A 17,513-nucleotide genomic window follows, 5' to 3' on the forward strand; every position below is an offset into this window, starting at 1 on the left:
ACGGCCACCGTGTGCCTTGTCGTCGTGCCCGCGGGTCACGCCTTCGAGGGGACATCGGCCGAGGTCAGCGGGGCAACGCCCGTGCCAGGAGTACGGCCACGTCGTCGTCCGCCACTTCGGGCATGACGTGGGCCAGCAGGTCGTCGCAGACCTTCTCCAGCGGGCGCCCGGGGTGCCGTAGCGCCTGTGCCAGACGGCGCATTCCGTCGTCCAGGTCGGTGCCGCGGGTCTCGATCAGACCATCGGTGTAGACGACCAGGAGACTGTGGGGGGCCAGGACCGTCTGCTGCAGTTCGCAGTCCTGCCTGCCCACGCCCAGGGGCGGGCCCGCGGGTCCGTCCAGGAAGGCGACGTTTCCCCGTTCGTCGGCGATCACGGGAGGCGGGTGGCCGGCTCTGGCGATCAGGCAGTCGCCGGTGACCGGATAGTGAACCGCGTAGAGGCAGGTGGCCATCTCGTTGTCGCCCAGGTCCGCCACGGCGGCGTCCAGGTAGCGCAGCAGCTGGTCGGGCGGGGTGTCCCGGCGTGCCAGGGTCCGTACGGCGGTGCGCAGCTGTCCCATGACCGCCGCGGCGTGGATGCCGTGCCCCATCACGTCCCCGATCACCAGTCCGGTCCGGCCGCCCGGGAGGGCGATCGCGTCGAACCAGTCGCAGCCGACCTCGTGATCACCGGCCGGCAGATAGCGCCCGGTGAGTTCCAGTCCGTGGACGCTGGGCAGGGAGGGGTTCATCAGACTGCGCTGGAGGGTGAGCGCCGCGTCCCGTTCCCGGCCGTACATGCGCGCGTTGTCGATGTTCAGCGCCGCGCGCGCGACCAGCTCGTCGATCAGCAGGGTGTCCTGGTCGTCGAACGGTTCGCGGCCGCGGGTGCGGGTGACCACCACCGCGCCGAGCACGGTGCCCCGGGCCACCAGCGGGACCAGACGCGCGGCGCCCACGTGGGCGTACAGATACTCGCGCAGTTGTTCGGCGTCGGGGCCGGGGATCAGCGGACCGATGTCGCTCAGGTAGAGGTTCATGGGACGCCCGGCGCTGATGACCTGTTCGTACACCGAGCCGGGCGGCACCTGCATGGTCATGCCGACCGTGAGGTGGTCGGCGGGCGCGGCCGGATCGGTGAAGGCCGCCGCGGCCCGGCGGGCCACGCCGTGGGCGGACGCGGCGGTCTCGTCCGGGGCCATGGTCTCCTCCAGCAACTGGACGTCGGCGGAGTCGGCCAGCCGGGGCACCAGTACGCGGACCACCTCCTGCGCGGTCTGCGTCAGATCCAGCGTGGAGCCCATCTGCGTCCCCGCCTCCGCCAGCAGTGCGAGCCGCCGCCGTGCCCGCTCCGCCTCCAGATGGGCGCGCTGCCCCTCCGTGATGTCGATCAGCGAAGCGATCACGCCCACCCGTTGGTCGGCCCCGCCGAGCAAGGGGGCGTAGGAGCAGGACCACGTCCGCTGCCGTTCCGGGTCCGTCGTTGCGGAGGTGTGGCGGAAGTCCACCACTGCCTCGCCCTGGTCGAGGACCTGCCGCATCACCGACTCCAGAGCACCGGCGCCGGGGGCGACCTCGGTCACGCTTCTGCCGACGTGCTCCGCCACCGGCACGCCGTCCATCCGGGCCAGCGCCTCGTTGACCCGAAGGAAGCGCAGGTCGGGGCCGAGCATGGCAAGGCCGATCGGCGACTGGGTGAAGAGTCCCTCCAGCGCGGCCAGCGCATCCCGCATCCGCTCCACGGCGGACGTCTCCGCCGCGATGGCCAGTACGCCTGTACGCCCCTGCACATCCGCGATGGGGCAGTGCCACATCTCCATCTCGACCACGGTCCCGTCGCGATGCCGGACCGGTAGCCGTGCGACCACCGCCGCCCCCGTCCGCACCGTCCGTGCCAGACGGTCGGCCAGCCCCAGGTTCTCCTCGGGTACGAGTACGCGACTGGCGTCCTGACCCACGACCTGCTCCGGCGTGTGACCCAGGAGGTCCTGCGCGGCCAGCGACCACTGGACCAGGCGCCCGTCGGCGTCGACGACCCAGAGCGCCAGCGGGAGCAGGTCCTGGAACACCCCCGCATGTCCCGCCACGCCCGCAGGCCCGACCGCGGGCCCACGCCGGTCCGGCGTTTCGCCGATCGCGTCGTGGGCACGTGCACCGCGGTGACTCGCGCTGGTCATCAGGGCACCTCGCTCACATGACCCTTGACCACAGGAGGCTCAAGGACAGCCTAGGCCCGGCCGGCCCCGAACGAGCGTGTGATCGATCATCGATAAGTGGCCGGGCTCACATGGCGTGACCCGAGTGTCGCCGACACCATGGGTGCTGCAGAGCCTGTGAACAAACCCCCGCCTGCGGGCGGACGACGGGGGTATGTCCACAGGCTCTCAGTCACCGGCAGGCTGAAGGGATCCAGAATGTTCCGCAAGGTGCTGGTCGCCAACCGCGGTGAGATCGCGATTCGCGCGTTCCGCGCAGGCTACGAACTGGGCGCGCGCACCGTCGCCGTCTTCCCGCACGAGGACCGCAACTCCCTGCACCGGCTGAAGGCCGACGAGGCCTACGAGATCGGTCAACCGGGACATCCGGTGCGGGCGTATCTCTCGGTGGAGGAGATCGTCCGTGCGGCGCGCCGCGCGGGGGCGGACGCCGTCTACCCGGGTTACGGCTTCCTGTCCGAGAACCCCGATCTGGCCCGCGCCTGCGAGGAGGCGGGCATCACGTTCGTCGGACCGAGCGCGGAGATCCTGGAGCTGACCGGGAACAAGGCCCGCGCGGTGGCCGCCGCACGGGAGGCCGGCGTGCCGGTGCTGGGATCCTCGGCGCCGTCCAACGACGTGGACGAGCTCGTCCGTGCCGCCGAGGACATCGGTTTCCCGGTGTTCGTCAAGGCCGTCGCGGGCGGTGGCGGGCGCGGTATGCGCCGGGTCGAGGAGCCCGCCCAGCTGCGGGAGTCCATCGAGGCGGCGTCCCGTGAGGCGGCGTCCGCGTTCGGCGACCCGACCGTCTTCCTGGAGAAGGCCGTCGTCGAGCCCCGCCACATCGAGGTGCAGATCCTCGCCGACGGGCAGGGCAACGTCATCCACCTCTTCGAGCGGGACTGCTCGGTGCAGCGCCGCCATCAGAAGGTGATCGAGCTGGCGCCCGCGCCGAACCTCGCCCCGGAGCTGCGCGACCGGATCTGCGCCGACGCGGTGCGCTTCGCCCGGCAGATCGGCTACCGCAACGCCGGCACCGTCGAGTTCCTCCTCGACCGCGAAGGCAACCACGTCTTCATCGAGATGAATCCGCGCATCCAGGTCGAGCACACCGTGACCGAGGAGGTCACCGACGTCGACCTGGTGCAGTCGCAGCTGCGCATCGCCGCCGGCGAGACGCTGACCGACCTCGGCCTCGCCCAGGAGACCGTCACCCTGCGCGGCGCCGCCCTCCAGTGCCGTATCACCACCGAGGACCCGGCCAACGGCTTCCGCCCGGACACCGGCCGCATCAGCGCCTACCGCTCGCCGGGCGGCTCCGGCATCCGGCTCGACGGCGGAACCACCCACGCCGGTACGGAGATCAGCGCCCACTTCGACTCGATGCTGGTGAAACTGACCTGCCGGGGCCGGGACTTCACCACCGCGGTCGGGCGTGCCCGGCGTGCCGTGGCCGAGTTCCGCATCCGCGGCGTGGCCACCAACATCCCCTTCCTGCAGGCGGTCCTCGACGACCCCGACTTCCAGGCCGGCCGGGTCACCACGTCGTTCATCGAGCAGCGCCCGCATCTGCTCACCGCCCGCCACTCCGCCGACCGCGGCACGAAGCTGCTCACCTACCTGGCCGACGTCACCGTCAACAAGCCGCACGGTGAACGGCCCGACCTGCTCGACCCGCTGACCAAGGTGCCCGCGCTGCCGGTCGGCGAGCCCCCCGCCGGGTCCCGGCAGCGGCTCGCCGAACTCGGTCCCGAGGGCTTCGCCGGCTGGCTGCGTGCCTCCCCGACCATCGGCGTCACCGACACCACGTTCCGCGACGCCCACCAGTCGCTGCTCGCCACCCGGGTGCGCACCAAGGACATGCTCGCCGTCGCCCCGGTGGTGGCCCGCACCCTGCCCCAGCTGCTGTCCCTGGAGTGCTGGGGCGGCGCGACCTACGACGTCGCCCTGCGCTTCCTCGCCGAGGACCCGTGGGAGCGGCTGGCCGCCCTGCGGGAAGCCGCGCCGAACATCTGCCTGCAGATGCTGCTGCGCGGCCGCAACACCGTGGGTTACACGCCGTATCCCACCGAGGTGACCGACGCCTTCGTGCAGGAGGCCGCCGCCACCGGCATCGACATCTTCCGCATCTTCGACGCCCTGAACGACGTCGACCAGATGCGGCCCGCGATCGAGGCCGTACGGGAGACCGGCACGGCCGTCGCGGAGGTGGCCCTGTGCTACACCTCCGACCTGTCGGATCCGTCGGAGCGGCTGTACACGCTGGACTACTACCTGCGGCTCGCCGAGCAGATCGTGGACGCGGGCGCCCATGTGCTGGCCGTCAAGGACATGGCCGGTCTGCTGCGGGCACCGGCCGCGTCGAGGCTGGTGTCGGCGCTGCGCCGGGAGTTCGACCTGCCGGTGCACATCCACACCCACGACACGGCGGGCGGCCAGCTCGCCACCTACCTGGCCGCCATCCAGGCCGGGGCGGACGCGGTGGACGGGGCGGTGGCCTCCATGGCGGGCACCACCTCACAGCCGTCGCTGTCCGCGATCGTGGCCGCGACCGACCACTCCGAGCGGCCCACCGGCCTCGACCTCCAGGCCGTCGGCGACCTGGAGCCGTACTGGGAGAGCGTCCGCAAGGTCTACGCCCCCTTCGAGGCGGGCCTGGCCTCGCCGACCGGCCGCGTCTACCACCACGAGATCCCGGGCGGGCAGCTCTCCAACCTGCGCACCCAGGCGATCGCGCTGGGCCTGGGCGACCGCTTCGAGGAGATCGAGGCGATGTACGCCGCCGCCGACCGGATGCTGGGCCGTCTGGTGAAGGTCACCCCGTCGTCCAAGGTGGTCGGCGACCTGGCACTGCACCTGGTGGGCGCCGGTGTGTCCCCGGAGGACTTCGAGGGGGAGCCGGACCGGTTCGACATCCCCGACTCCGTCATCGGCTTCCTGCGCGGCGAACTGGGCACCCCGCCCGGCGGCTGGCCCGAGCCGTTCCGCAGCAAGGCGCTGCAGGGCCGCGCCGAGGCCAAGCCGGTGCAGGAACTCGCCGCCGACGACCGTGAGGGGCTGGCCAAGGACCGGCGGGCGACGCTCAACCGGCTGCTGTTCCCGGCGCCGACACGCGAGTTCGACACGCACCGGGACACCTACGGCGACACCAGCGTGCTGGACAGCAAGGACTTCTTCTACGGGCTGCGTCCGGGCAAGGAGTACGCCGTCGACCTCGAACGCGGTGTGCGGCTGCTGATCGAGTTGCAGGCGATCGGCGACGCGGACGAGCGCGGTATGCGCACCGTGATGTCGTCCCTGAACGGCCAGTTGCGGCCGATCCAGGTCCGCGACCGTGCGGCCGCCTCGGACGTCCCGGTGACGGAGAAGGCCGACCGGGCCAACCCCGGCCAGGTCGCGGCACCGTTCGCTGGTGTGGTGACCCTCACGGTCGCCGAGGGGGACGAGGTGGAGGCCGGTGCCACGGTGGCCACCATCGAGGCGATGAAGATGGAGGCCTCGATCACCGCCGCGAAGTCCGGCCGGGTGGCCAGGCTGGCCATCAACCGCATCCAGCAGGTCGAGGGCGGGGACCTGCTCGTGGAACTCGCCTGAGCCGCATCCTGGGAGACACGGTGGTGAACGCCGTCGAGCCCCGCGCAGAGGGAGGCTTCTGCGCGGGGCTTTCGGCGGGCCGTCCGGCTGGCCCGCCGGTCCGGTGCCAGGCGCGATCCACCCGCGCCTGAGGGGGTGAGGATCGGCAGGAGGCTAGGCATGCGGCGCACACGCCGTCTGCACCGCGAGGAGTGTTTCGGGCACCGATCGGCCGAATGTGTTCGCGATGTGATGGCGGCGTGGCGAGAATGTGAAAGCGCTGTCGGGGTGCATATGCACACGGCATCACAGGGGGAGTGAATCCCGCAGCGACGACGGAACTGTCCTCCGCCCCGAGCAGCCGTATGCCGATATTGGCGTGATCCGGGTGCGCCGCGAGCCACGGGGCGTCCCGTGACGCGAATGTTCTCGGGCATTCGTCGATTTCCGGCCTGCGCGACACTGACCCCATGACCCGGACGCTCACCGGCCCCCACTCCGTCCCCGCCGAGCTGCGCCCCTACCTGGACGAGCTCGTCCGTCGCACCCGTACCGTCTGCGGATCCCACCTGGTGAGCGTCGTCGCGGTCGGCTCCGTCGCGCTCGGCGACTACCGGCACGGGCGCAGCGACACCGACGTGACGGTCGTCGTGGACGCGTCCCTTCCCGAGCGGGCGTTGCCCGACCTGGCCGCCGCGCTGGCCCATCCCGCGCTGCCCTGCCCCGCGGCCGGACTGGAACTGGTGGTCTACGACGAGGACTTCGCGGCCCGGCCGGCCGACGGAGCCGGATACCTGCTGGACCTCAACAGCGGACCGCTGCTGCCCGAACGGGTCAGCCTCGACCCGGCCGAGTCCCCGGCCTTCTGGTACGTCATCGACCGCTCCGTCGCCCATCAGGCCGGGCGCGCGCTGTACGGCAGACCGGCCCGGGAGACGATCGCCGAACCCGCCCGCGCCGATGTGCTCACCGCGATCCGCGCCTCGGTCCGCGAGCACAGCACCGGCGAGGGGCATCTCGCCGACAACCGCGTGCTCAACGGCTGCCGCTCCGTGCAGTACTGCCGCACCGGCCACTGGACGGCCAAGCGCCGGGCGGCGCAGTCGGTCGCGGCGTCCGAGGAACGCTTCCGGCCACTTCTGGAGGCAGCCCTGCGCAGTTACGAACGCCCGTCGCGCACCGCCGCGACCGCCCTGCCCGTCGACGAGGTACGGGCCTTCCTGGCCTGGGTGGCCGAACACGTGGCCGCATCCCTCTGAACAGCCGTCACATCGGCCTGCGATGCTGTCGGTTGCAGCATCCATCGAGGAGGCGCCCATGCCCGAACCGTCCGTCCTTGCCGCGCTGGTCTCCGCTCTGCGTGGCGGCTCGATCGAAGTCGTCGACCTCACCTCGCCCCTGTCGTCGTCGACACCGGTGATCCAACTGCCGTCCCAGTTCGGGCAGACGGCTGTCTTCGAGCTGGAGGAGATCAGCCGGTACGACGACCGGGGACCGGCCTGGTACTGGAACAACTTCCGCAGCGGCGAGCACACCGGTACCCACTTCGACGCCCCCAACCACTGGGTCACCGGCAAGGACCTCACCGACGTGGCCTCGGTCCCGGCAGGTCGGCTGATCGCCCCCGCGGCCGTGCTGGACTTCACCGCCGAGGTCGCCAAGAACCCCGACTTCCTGGTCGAGATCGGTCATGTGCGGGCATGGGAGGCCGAGCACGGCCCGCTGCCCGAGGGCGGCTGGCTGCTGCTGCGCACCGGCTGGGACGCCCGCTCGCACTCCCAGGAGGCGTTCCTCAACGCCGACGAGAACGGCCCGCACACGCCCGGCCTGTCGGCGGAGTGCGCCCGCTGGGTCGCCGAGGAGGCCCCGGTCATCGGCCTCGGCGTCGAGACGGTGGGCACGGACGCCGGGGGCGCCCACTCCTTCGACCCCGCCTATCCCTGTCACTCCTACCTCATGGGCAGCGACAAGTACGGGCTCACCCAGCTGCAGAACCTCGCCGCACTGCCCCCGACCGGCTCCGTCGTCATCGCGGGACCGCTGCCCATCGTCACCGGCTCCGGTGCTCCCGCGCGCGTGCTCGCACTGGTGGAGCGCCGATGAAGGTCGCGGAAGCGGTCGGCCGGGCGCTGTGCGCGGCCGGGATCGGCCAGGTCTTCGGAGTCGTCGGATCGGGCAACTTCCACGTCACGAACGCCATGGTCGCGGCCGGCGCGCGGTTCGTCGCCGCACGCCACGAGGGCGGCGCGGCGACCATGGCCGATGCCTACGCCCGCACCAGCGGCGAGGTCGCCGCTGTCAGCGTGCACCAGGGGCCCGGTCTGACGAACGCGATGACCGGGATCGCGGAGGCGGCGAAGAGCCGTACGCCACTCGTCGTGCTCGCGGCCGAGGTGACCGAGCCCAGGTCCAACTTCTACGTCGACCAAGAGACGCTGGCCCGTGCGGTGGGCGCGGTCACGGTGCGGGTCACCTCGGCCGATGAGGCGGTCGAGCAGGCTTGCACGGCGGTACGGCTGGCGGTGCGGGAGCGGCGTACCGTCCTGCTCAATCTCCCGCTGCCGGTGCAGGCGCTTGAGGTGCCCGACGGTGCAATGGCACAGGCCGCGCCCCCCGAGGCGCGGGCCGCGGTCGAGCCGGACCCGGTCGAGGTGACGGCTCTGGGCGCGCTCCTGGCGCAGTCCCGGCGGCCGGTCTTCGTGGCCGGACGCGGAGCACGCGACACCGGCAGCCGGGAGGCCCTGGAGGCGCTCGCCGAGCGCTGCGGCGCGCTGCTGGCGACCTCGGCCGTCGCCCGTGGGCTCTTCCACGGCAACCCCTGGTCCCTGGACATCTCCGGCGGTTTCGCCTCACCCCTGGCCTCCGAACTGATCCAGGGCGCCGACCTGATCGTCGGCTGGGGCTGCGCCCTCAACATGTGGACCATGCGGCACGGCAGCCTCATCGGCGCCGACGCCGTCGTCGTACAGGTCGACGACGAGGCATCCGCGCTCGGCGCGCACCGGCCGGTCCACCTCGGTGTCACCGGCGACGTCCGGCTCACCGCGCACCGGGTGTCCGAGGCCGCCGGTGAGCGGCGGCAGGGCTACCGGACCCCGGAGAACGGCGCGGCCATCGCGGCACGCGCGCGTCTGCGGGACGTGCCGTACCAGGACATCGGCACCCGTGAGCGGATCGACCCGCGGACCTTGAGTATCGCGCTCGACGACATCCTGCCCGCGCAACGGGTGGTCGGCGTGGACTCGGGGAACTTCATGGGCTACCCGAGCGCGTATCTGTCGGTGCCCGACGAGAAGGGCTTCTGCTTCACGCAGGCCTTCCAGTCGATCGGGCTCGGCCTGGCGACCACGATCGGGGCGGCGCTGGCCCGGCCGGACCGGCTGCCGGTGGCCGTGCTCGGGGACGGCGGCGCGCTGATGGGGGCCGCCGAGCTGGACACGGTGCGACGGCTCGGGCTGCCCATGGTGGTCGTCGTGTACGACGACGAGGCCTACGGTGCCGAGGTGCACCACTTCGGTCCCGACGGGCATCCGCTGGACACCGTCCGCTTCCCGCCGACGGACATCGCGGCCGTGGGGCGGGGTTATGGCTTCGAGGCGGTGACCGTTCGGACGCGGGCCGACCTGAAGGCCGTGGTGGACTGGGTCGCCGGCCCGCGATCGGCGCCGCTGCTCATCGATGCCAAGGTGGTCGCGGACCGTGGGTCCTGGTGGCTGGAGGAGGCGTTCCGCGGACACTGACCGCCCGGCGGGCGACCGCCACCACGACACCGACCCGCCCGCCGCCCCCGCGCAACAGCGCGGCGGCGGCAGACGGGGCGGACGCGCCGGATCAGACGGCCGGTGCGGGGAAGGTCGGGTACTCCACCCCGGAGACGTGCTGGACGACTCGGATGACCTGGCAGGAGTAGCCGAACTCGTTGTCGTACCAGAGGTAGAGGATCGCGTTGTCGCCGTCGACCTTCAGGGCGCCGGCGTCCACGATGGAGGCGTGCCGCGAGCCGATGAAGTCGCTGGAGACCGCGTCGGGCGCCGTGATGAAGTCGATCTGGCGGCGCAGCGGCGAGGTCAGCGACACGTCGCGCAGGTAGTCGAGGACCTCCTCGCGGCTCGTCTCGCGCTTCAGCTGGAGGTTGAGGATCGCGATCGAGACGTCCGGCACCGGGACCCGGATCGAGCTGCCGGAGATCTTCGCCTTGAGGTCGGGCAGCGCCTTGGCGACGGCCGAGGCGGCACCGGTCTCGGTGATGACCATGTTCAGCGGCGCGCTGCGGCCGCGGCGCTCGGACTTGTGGTAGTTGTCCAGCAGGTTCTGGTCGTTGGTGAAGGAGTGGACGGTCTCCACATGGCCGCGCTCCACGCCGAACTCGTCCTCCATCGCCTTCAGCGGCGGGACTATGGCGTTGGTGGTGCAGGAGGCGCAGGACAGGATCTGCTCGTCCGGCTTGATCGTGTCGTGGTTGACGCCGTGCACGATGTTCGGGACGTCGCCCTTGCCCGGCGCGGTCAGCACGACCTTGTCGATACCGGGGCGCAGGTGCTCGGACAGGCCCTCGCGGTCGCGCCACTTGCCGGTGTTGTCGATCAGGATGGCGTTCTTGATGCCGTACGCCGTGTAGTCGATCTCGGACGGGTCGTTCGCGTAGATGACCTTGATCGCGTTGCCGTTGGCGAAGATCGTGCTGTTCGTCTCGTCGACGGTGATCGTGCCCTGGAACTGGCCGTGGATGGAGTCCCGGCGCAGCAGCGAGGCCCGCTTGACGATGTCCTGATCGCCGCCGCCGCGCACGACGATGGCGCGCAGCCGCAGACCGTTGCCGGAGCCGGACTTCTCGATCAGCAGGCGGGCCACGAGGCGGCCGATGCGGCCGAAGCCGTACAGGACGACGTCGCGTCCCTCGCCGCGCTCGATCTTGTTGGCGCCGGTGGCACCGGCGACGGCCTCGGCGGTGAACGCCTCCACGGACAGACCGCGGTCGTCGGCCTTGTACGCCGCGGCCAGCATGCCGAGGTCGATCTGGGACGGGCCCAGGTCGAGCGCGGCGAGGGCCTGCAGGAACGGCAGCGTCTCGGTGACCGAGAGCTCCTCGCCGCCGATCTGCCGGGCGAACCGGTGGGTCTTCAGGATGCTGACCACCGACTTGTTCACCAAGGAGCGGCTGTGGAGGAGAACGGTGACGTCCCTCTCACGGTGCAGCTTCCCGATGATCGGGATCATCGACTCCGCGATCTCCTCGCGGTTCTTCCAGTTGGTGAACGAGTCGTCGTTGACAGTCACAGGCCTATCTTTCGAGCTAGGAGGCGCTCATATGCTAACCGCAGGGTGCGACCGTCATTCAAAGGGGGGTCTCGCGTAGGGCGAGATGCCCGACATTGCGGTAATTCACGCGAAATGCGGATAGGGGGAGTGGCGCGTGGAACTGGAGCTGCGGCATCTGCGGGTGCTGTGTGCGGTCGCCGACGCGGGCAGCGTGGGCCGGGCCGCGTCGGACCTGGGGTACTCACAGCCCGCCGTGAGCACCCAACTCCGGCGCATCGAGGGGCACTTCGGTGAGCCGCTGTTCGAGCGCGGACCGAGCGGGGTGCGGCCGACGCCGTACGGCGCCGAGGTGGTCGGCCAGGCCCGTGACGTGCTGGCCCGGGCCGCCATGATCGGCCGCCGCCCGGCACTCGGCTCGACCTCCGGGCGCCGGATCCTGCGGGTGGCGGCGACGAACTCCCCGGTGCTGGCCGGCATGGTCTCGGGGGTCCGCGCCCGGCTTCCGGACGTCTCGCTCTCCGTGAGCAGCGTGTACGCCTCCTCGCGCATCGTGGAGCTCCTGGAGGGTGGCGCGGTGGACGCCGCGATCGCCGCGGACTACCCCGGCAGGGAGCTGGCGCACCCGGACACGATCGCCCACCGCGGGATCGTCACCGAGCCGAACTTCGTCGCGCTGCCGGCCCGCCACCCGCTCGCGCGTCGCGCTCAGATCTCCCTCGCCGATCTGGCCGAGGAGGCGTGGTTCGTGACGCCGGACGACGGAGCCGGGTGGCCCGGGGTCTTCTACGCGGCCTGCACGACTGCCGGTTTCACGCCGTCGGTGGTGCACGAATTCCTGGGCGACCGGCTCCAGTTGCAGGGGATGATCGCCGACGGTCTCGGCGTGGCCGTCGTCCAGGCGACCACGCGGCCGATCCCGCAGATCGTCGTCAAACCGCTGACCGGTACGCCGCTGTGGTGCCGTTACGTACTGGCCTGGCGGCGTGACGCGGTGACCGAGCGGACGGCCGACGCGCTGTTGCAGTGCGCCACTGTCGCCTACCGTCAACTGGCCGCGCATTCACCGCACTTGAGGGACTGGGCGGCACGCACCTGGAGTGTGTCGAAGGCGTAGGCGGTGCGATCGGCGGCCCGTCGGGCGTTATGGCTCCACGGCGCAATGTGCTATGTCACACACCATTGTTGGGGCGGGTGGGCGTTGAGACAGTGCCTGATACGCCTCAGCACCCCTCCCGAGGCGCATCCCCATCCGTTCCGTTCAGGAATGAGGAATCCAGATGCGCTACCGCTCCGTGCTGCCCAGACGTATGCTGGGCACACTCGCCGTCTGCGCAACGCTCTCCGGCCTGCTGTGGAGCCCGGCCTTCGCGGCACCCCCGCCGGGCACCGACCCCACCGCCTCCGTGACCCCGCACCGGAAGGCCGCGCCACCCCCGTCCCCGACCGGCTCGCTCGCCACCTCCGGCGTCCGGACCGCCGTACAGAAGGAGGCCCTCACTCCGGCCCAACTCCCGCCCCTGACAGCGACGCCTGCCCGGATACCGCCGCGTGCGGGGGCCACCCGGGACAAGTTCTCGTGCTCTCCGGGCGACTTCGGCGGCCGGACCGGCGCCGCACTCGTCGCGTTCGTGAAGGCCTCCACCACCCAGTGCGTCAACAGCCTGTTCTCGGTGACGGGTTCGGACGCCCGCGCCGTCTTCCGAGAGCCCCAGATGATCACGGTCGCGCAGGCGTTCACGAGCACGGCCGGGACCTACAACGGCGACAACTCCTCCCGTGTGCTGCAACTCGTGCTGTTCCTGCGCGCCGGCTACTTCGTGCAGTTCAACCACCCGGACGACGTCGGCCCGTACGGCACGTCACTGACCCGGAACACCACCCGGGGCCTCGACACCTTCTTCGCCCGCCCGCGTTCCGGGGACGTCACAGCCGCGAACGGTGACGTGCTGAGCGAGGTCGTCATCCTCACCGACAGCAGCGACCAGCAGGCCCGCTATCTGCGGGTCTACCAGCGGTTGTTGAACGCCTACAACAGCTCCTACGACGCCATCCGCAGCATGCTCGTGGCCGTCAACGCCGTCTACACCCCGCTGTGGCGCGGCAACTGGAACCCGGACTACGTCAAGGCCGTCACCGCCGATCCGTCCGTGGCCCGGACCCTTGACGCCTTCGCACTGGCCCACCTGGACCTGCTCGGCACCGACCGCTCCTACCTCACTTCCAACGCCGGGATGAACCTGGGCCGTTACGTCGGACACACCGCGCTGCAGCCGACGGTCCGCCCCCTGGCCAAGCAGCTGCTGGACTCGTCCCGGATCACCGGGCCCACGGCCGGACTCTGGGTGGCCGTGGCGACGCAGGCCGACGCCTACGACCGCGCGAACTGCGCCTACTACGGCGTCTGCGACCTGTCCGGCCAGCTGATGCGGGCGGCCCTGCCGACCACCCATGACTGCGACGCCACGCGCACCATCCGCGCGCAGTCCCTCACCTCGGCCGACCTCGCCGCGGCGTGCGCCAGTGTGCTGGGCCAGGACGCCTACCTTCACGACATCGTCAAGGACGACGGACCCATCCCGGGGCAGTACCTGTCGACCCTCGACTTCGCCGTCTTCGCCAGCGCCCAGGACTACCGGACGTACGCCGGAGCGATCTTCGGCATCAGTACGGACAACGGCGGTATGACCGTGATCGGCGACCCGAAGGACTCGGCCAACCGGCCGTTCGCGGTCATGTACCAGAAGAGCCAGGACACCGGGCACGCCGCCCGGATCTGGAACCTCAACCACGAGTACACGCACTACCTGGACGCCCGCTACGACATGAAGGGCGACTTCGCCCAGCAGACCTCGGTGCCGGACGTCTGGTGGATCGAGGGCGTCGCCGAGTACGTCTCGTACGGCTACCGTCGCGTCACCTACGACCAGGCCGTCGAGGAGGCCGGCCGGCACACGTACCGGCTGAGCACCCTGTTCCAGAACACGTACGGCAACAGCGACGTGACCCGCACCTACCCCTGGGGCTATCTCGCCGTCCGCTACATGTTCGAGAAACACCCGGCCGACGTCCAGCGGATGCTCGCCCGCTTCCGGGTGGGCGACTACGCGGGCGGTTACGCCGTCTACGCCACCGGCATCGGCACCCGCTACGACGCCGACTTCGACGAGTGGCTGACGGCGTGCGCCGCGGGCGCGTGCGCGGCGGCGCCGGCCGTCGGTCGAGAGACGTCTCGGGGATCTGCACGTTGATCAGCTCCCCCGAGCGCGGATCCACCGTGAGGGCCCGTCCTGATCTGCGCCCGCGCAGATGGGCGTGTGCCGGGCAGGCGCCGACGAAGTCGCCCTCCGGCACGCCCCGCGGGCCGAGCAGGACGCCCTCACGGTGCCGCTCCAGGGCACCGAACCACCCCATCGCCCCGGTCACTCGGGCGTCCCGCTGGAACCCGGGCGGTTTCTGAGCCGGGACCAGGGCGGGCCGGGATCCGGGGGCGCCCGGAGTTTCACAGGTGAGGCGTGTTGTGGGCGTTACGTGTTGAAGCGCCGCGAGGATCTTCCGGAACGCGCGCGGGCCGTGCACAGTCAGGAGCCGCCGAGTACGGCCGCACACCACGTCGTCGGGAGGCCAGCCGATGGGAGCCCAGCACCACACGGAGGGGCCGGACATCGCGTCCACGGCCGGCCCCGACGGCATCAGCCGCCGTGGATTCCTCGGATACGTGGTGGCCGCCTCGACCCTGACGGTGGCGGCCCCGCTCGGCGAGACGCTCCTCGCGCCCACCGAGGCGGCCGCGGCGGTCCCCTCGGTGCCCGGCCCGGCCGAGATCTACGACCTCAACGACATGCTCACCCACGCCGCACTGCCCACGGCCAACTTGATCACCATCCGCCTCGACCCCGACGGCACGGCCTCCTTCGCCCTGCCCCGCGCCGAGGTCGGCCAGGGCATCACCACCTCCAGCGCCATGCTCATCGCAGAGGAACTGAGTCTCCCGCTGGAGAAGATCCACGTCACCCTCGCCGACGCCCGGCCCGAGCTGCTCTTCAACCAGATCACCGGCGGCTCCAACACCACCATTTCCACCTACACCCCGATCCGGGTGGCGGCGGCCGTCGCACGCGGCCGACTCCTGAGGGCCGCCGCGCTGGAACTGGGGGAGGCCGTCGACACCCTGACCGCCAAGACGGGGGTCATCACCTCGACCGTGACCGGCAAGAGCCTCACCTACGGCGAACTCGCCGAGAAGGCCGCCTCGCAGGTCACCGGGCAGGTCCCCGTCACCCTCAAGGAACCCGCCGAGTTCAAGGTCATCGGCACTCCGCGACGCCGTATCGACGCGCTGGACGCGGTCACCGGCCGCAAGAAGTTCGCCATGGACGTGCAGGTGCCGGGAGCCCTGCCGGCCATGGTGTGCCGCCCGCCGACGATCAACGGCACCGTCCGCTCGGTCGACAACCTGGACGCCGTGCGGGCCATGCCCGGTATCACCGACGTCGTACGCGTCTCCACCGGCGTCGCGGTGCGCGGTCGCACCTTCGGACAGTGCATCGACGCGGTACGCGCGCTCAAGGTCACCTGGGGTCCGGGAACGGCGGAGGGCGCCACCGACGACACCGTCCGCGCCGAACTCCGCCGGGCCGAACTCCCGCTTCCCGGCCTCGACCTGCTCACCAAGTCGGTCGACGCCCGCTTCACCTTCCACTTCGCCAGCAACAGCGCCCTGGAGACCAACTGCGCCGTCGCCGACGTACGCGAGGACTCGGCCGAGATCTGGGCGAGTCTGAAGTCCCCGATCGTCGCGCAGGAGGAGATCGCCCTCAAGCTCGGGCTCCCGGTGACCTCGGTCAAGGTCCATGTGACGGAGGGCGGCGGCTCCTTCGGCCGCAAGCTCTTCCACGACGCCGCCGCCGAGGCCGCCGAGGTCTCGCGGGCCATGGGCAAGCCGGTCAGGCTGATGTGGCACCGCACCGACGACTTCCGGCAGGGCCGCACCCACCCCATGTCCACCTCCCGGGTGCGCGCCACCTATGCCCTCGGCCAGGTGCTCACCTACGACCAGCGCCACACCTCCGTGGCCACCGACTTCGGCCACGGCGTCGGCGAGATCATCACGGCCGAGGCGGCCCGCCTGCCCGTCGGTGACCTCACCTTCTCCGAGACGATCTTCACGCTCACCCAGCAGACCCCGTACCACTTCGGCGTCGTCACCCAACTCCTCGGCGAGACCGACAAGGGCTTCAACACCGGCTCCATGCGCAACATCTACTCGCCCAACGTGCGGTGCGCTCAGGAACTGGTGGTGGACGAGCTGGCGGGGCGCATGGGCAAGGACCCCTACCGGTTCCGGCGGTCCTACCTGAAGGACGAGCGGGCGCGGGCCGTCCTCGACAAGGTCGCCGAGGTGGGGGAGTGGGGCCGGAGCATGCCGGCGGGGACGGCGCAGGGCATCGCGCTGCACCCCGAGTACCACGCGTACGTCGCGGTCCTCGCCGAGATCGACTGCCGTCCGCAGACCACGGGACGGGAGATCCCCGACGCGTACACGGGCCCACGCGTGACCAAGGTGGTGTGTGCCGTGGACGTGGGTCTGGCGGTGAACCCCCGTGGCCTTCAGGCCCAGATGATGGGCGGCATCATGGACGGCATCGCGATCACCCTGAGCTCCGGGCTGCATCTCGCGGACGGCCATTTCCAGGAAGGCAGCTGGGACAACTACTTCTACACCCGCCAGTGGAACACCCCGCCCGAGCTGGAGATCGTCGTGATGCCGCCGACCACCGAAACGCCCGGCGGAGCAGGCGAGTTGGCGGTCGCGGGCGCGATGGCGGCGGTGGCCTGCGCCTACGGACGCGCGACGGGCAGGATGCCGACGACCTTCCCCCTCAACCACGGCGAACCGCTCGGCTTCGAACCGCTGCCCACCACACCGCCGATCCCCGCGTCCCCCACCGACGGCCTGAGCCGCGCCTTCTAGGAGCCACCGTGCCCGAACACACCTTCATCCTCAACGGCGAGTCCGTGACCGTGGACATCGAGGACGACGTACGGCTGCTGTGGGTGCTGCGGGACGTCCTGGGCGTCACCGGCCCGAAGTACGGCTGCGGCCTCGGCGTGTGCCAGGCGTGCACGAGCCACATCAACGGCAAGGCGTTCAACCCCTGTTCGGTCCCCGTGAAGGACCTGGGCCCCACCGACGAGGTCACCACCATCGAGGGCCTGCCCGCCACGGTCGGCCGGGAACTCCATCCGATGCAGGAGGCCTGGCTGGAGTACGACGTCGCCCAGTGCGGCTACTGCCAGCCAGGCCAGATCATGACCGCCGTCGCCAAGGTCCGACAGGCCCGTGAGGAGGGCCGTGAGATCAGCGAGGCCGACCTCGACGAGATCCGCAACGTCTGCCGCTGCGGGACGTACCACCGCATCCGCGAGGCGATCGTGGCGGGTGCGAAGAAGTACTGAACGCGCCCCATGTCCGTGCGCAGCCGAGCACGGACATGGGGCCGCGCAG

The 17,513-nt window shown here is 71.1% G+C and carries 10 protein-coding genes; 8 read left to right on the forward strand and 2 right to left on the reverse strand.

Features of this window, described 5'->3' with window-relative positions; genetic code table 11:
• Positions 1-64: 64 nt before the first annotated feature.
• Positions 65-2,158: a SpoIIE family protein phosphatase gene (locus POF73_RS19010; RefSeq protein ID WP_272116827.1), complete on the reverse strand. Its 2,094-nt coding sequence runs from the start codon at positions 2,156-2,158 to the stop codon at positions 65-67.
• A gap of 237 nt (positions 2,159-2,395) precedes the next feature.
• Between POF73_RS19010 and POF73_RS19015 the strand changes: the two genes are divergently transcribed.
• The 4 genes from POF73_RS19015 to POF73_RS19030 all read left to right on the forward strand — a co-directional run bounded on the left by POF73_RS19015 (position 2,396) and on the right by POF73_RS19030 (position 9,489).
• Positions 2,396-5,770, forward strand: coding sequence for a pyruvate carboxylase (locus POF73_RS19015; RefSeq protein WP_272116829.1), 3,375 nt, complete (start codon positions 2,396-2,398; stop codon positions 5,768-5,770).
• Between the two features lie 449 nt (positions 5,771-6,219).
• Positions 6,220-7,008, forward strand: coding sequence for an aminoglycoside adenylyltransferase domain-containing protein (locus POF73_RS19020; RefSeq protein WP_272116831.1), 789 nt, complete (start codon positions 6,220-6,222; stop codon positions 7,006-7,008).
• A 58-nt stretch (positions 7,009-7,066) separates the two neighbouring features.
• Positions 7,067-7,852: a cyclase family protein gene (locus POF73_RS19025; RefSeq protein ID WP_272116833.1), complete on the forward strand. Its 786-nt coding sequence runs from the start codon at positions 7,067-7,069 to the stop codon at positions 7,850-7,852.
• The gene (locus POF73_RS19030) at positions 7,849-9,489 is read left to right on the forward strand and encodes a thiamine pyrophosphate-binding protein (RefSeq protein ID WP_272116836.1); all 1,641 of its coding nucleotides are present in this window, start codon (positions 7,849-7,851) and stop codon (positions 9,487-9,489) included. Before POF73_RS19025 ends, POF73_RS19030 begins: the two co-directional genes overlap by 4 nt.
• Positions 9,490-9,580: 91 nt before the next feature.
• Here POF73_RS19030 and POF73_RS19035 read toward each other — a convergent pair whose 3' ends face one another.
• Positions 9,581-11,026, reverse strand: a complete 1,446-nt coding sequence (locus POF73_RS19035; protein ID WP_272116838.1) for a glyceraldehyde-3-phosphate dehydrogenase — start codon at positions 11,024-11,026, stop codon at positions 9,581-9,583.
• Between the two features lie 136 nt (positions 11,027-11,162).
• On the opposite strand from POF73_RS19035, the gene POF73_RS19040 reads away from it, so the two are divergent.
• The 4 genes from POF73_RS19040 to POF73_RS19055 all read left to right on the forward strand — a co-directional run bounded on the left by POF73_RS19040 (position 11,163) and on the right by POF73_RS19055 (position 17,464).
• Positions 11,163-12,122, forward strand: a complete 960-nt coding sequence (locus POF73_RS19040; protein ID WP_272116840.1) for a LysR family transcriptional regulator — start codon at positions 11,163-11,165, stop codon at positions 12,120-12,122.
• 163 nt (positions 12,123-12,285) lie between these two features.
• Positions 12,286-14,256: a collagenase gene (locus POF73_RS19045; protein WP_272116842.1), complete on the forward strand. Its 1,971-nt coding sequence runs from the start codon at positions 12,286-12,288 to the stop codon at positions 14,254-14,256.
• Positions 14,257-14,636: 380 nt separating this feature from the next.
• Entirely contained in the window at positions 14,637-16,979 is a 2,343-nt protein-coding gene (locus POF73_RS19050; protein WP_272116843.1) for a molybdopterin cofactor-binding domain-containing protein, read from the forward strand.
• Positions 16,980-16,987: 8 nt separating this feature from the next.
• On the forward strand, positions 16,988-17,464 hold the full coding sequence (locus POF73_RS19055) for a (2Fe-2S)-binding protein (protein ID WP_272116845.1): 477 nt from the start codon (positions 16,988-16,990) through the stop codon (positions 17,462-17,464).
• Positions 17,465-17,513 lie beyond the last annotated feature (49 nt).

The sequence above is a fragment of the Streptomyces sp. HD genome (assembly GCF_028369295.1).
GTDB lineage: Bacteria > Actinomycetota > Actinomycetes > Streptomycetales > Streptomycetaceae > Streptomyces.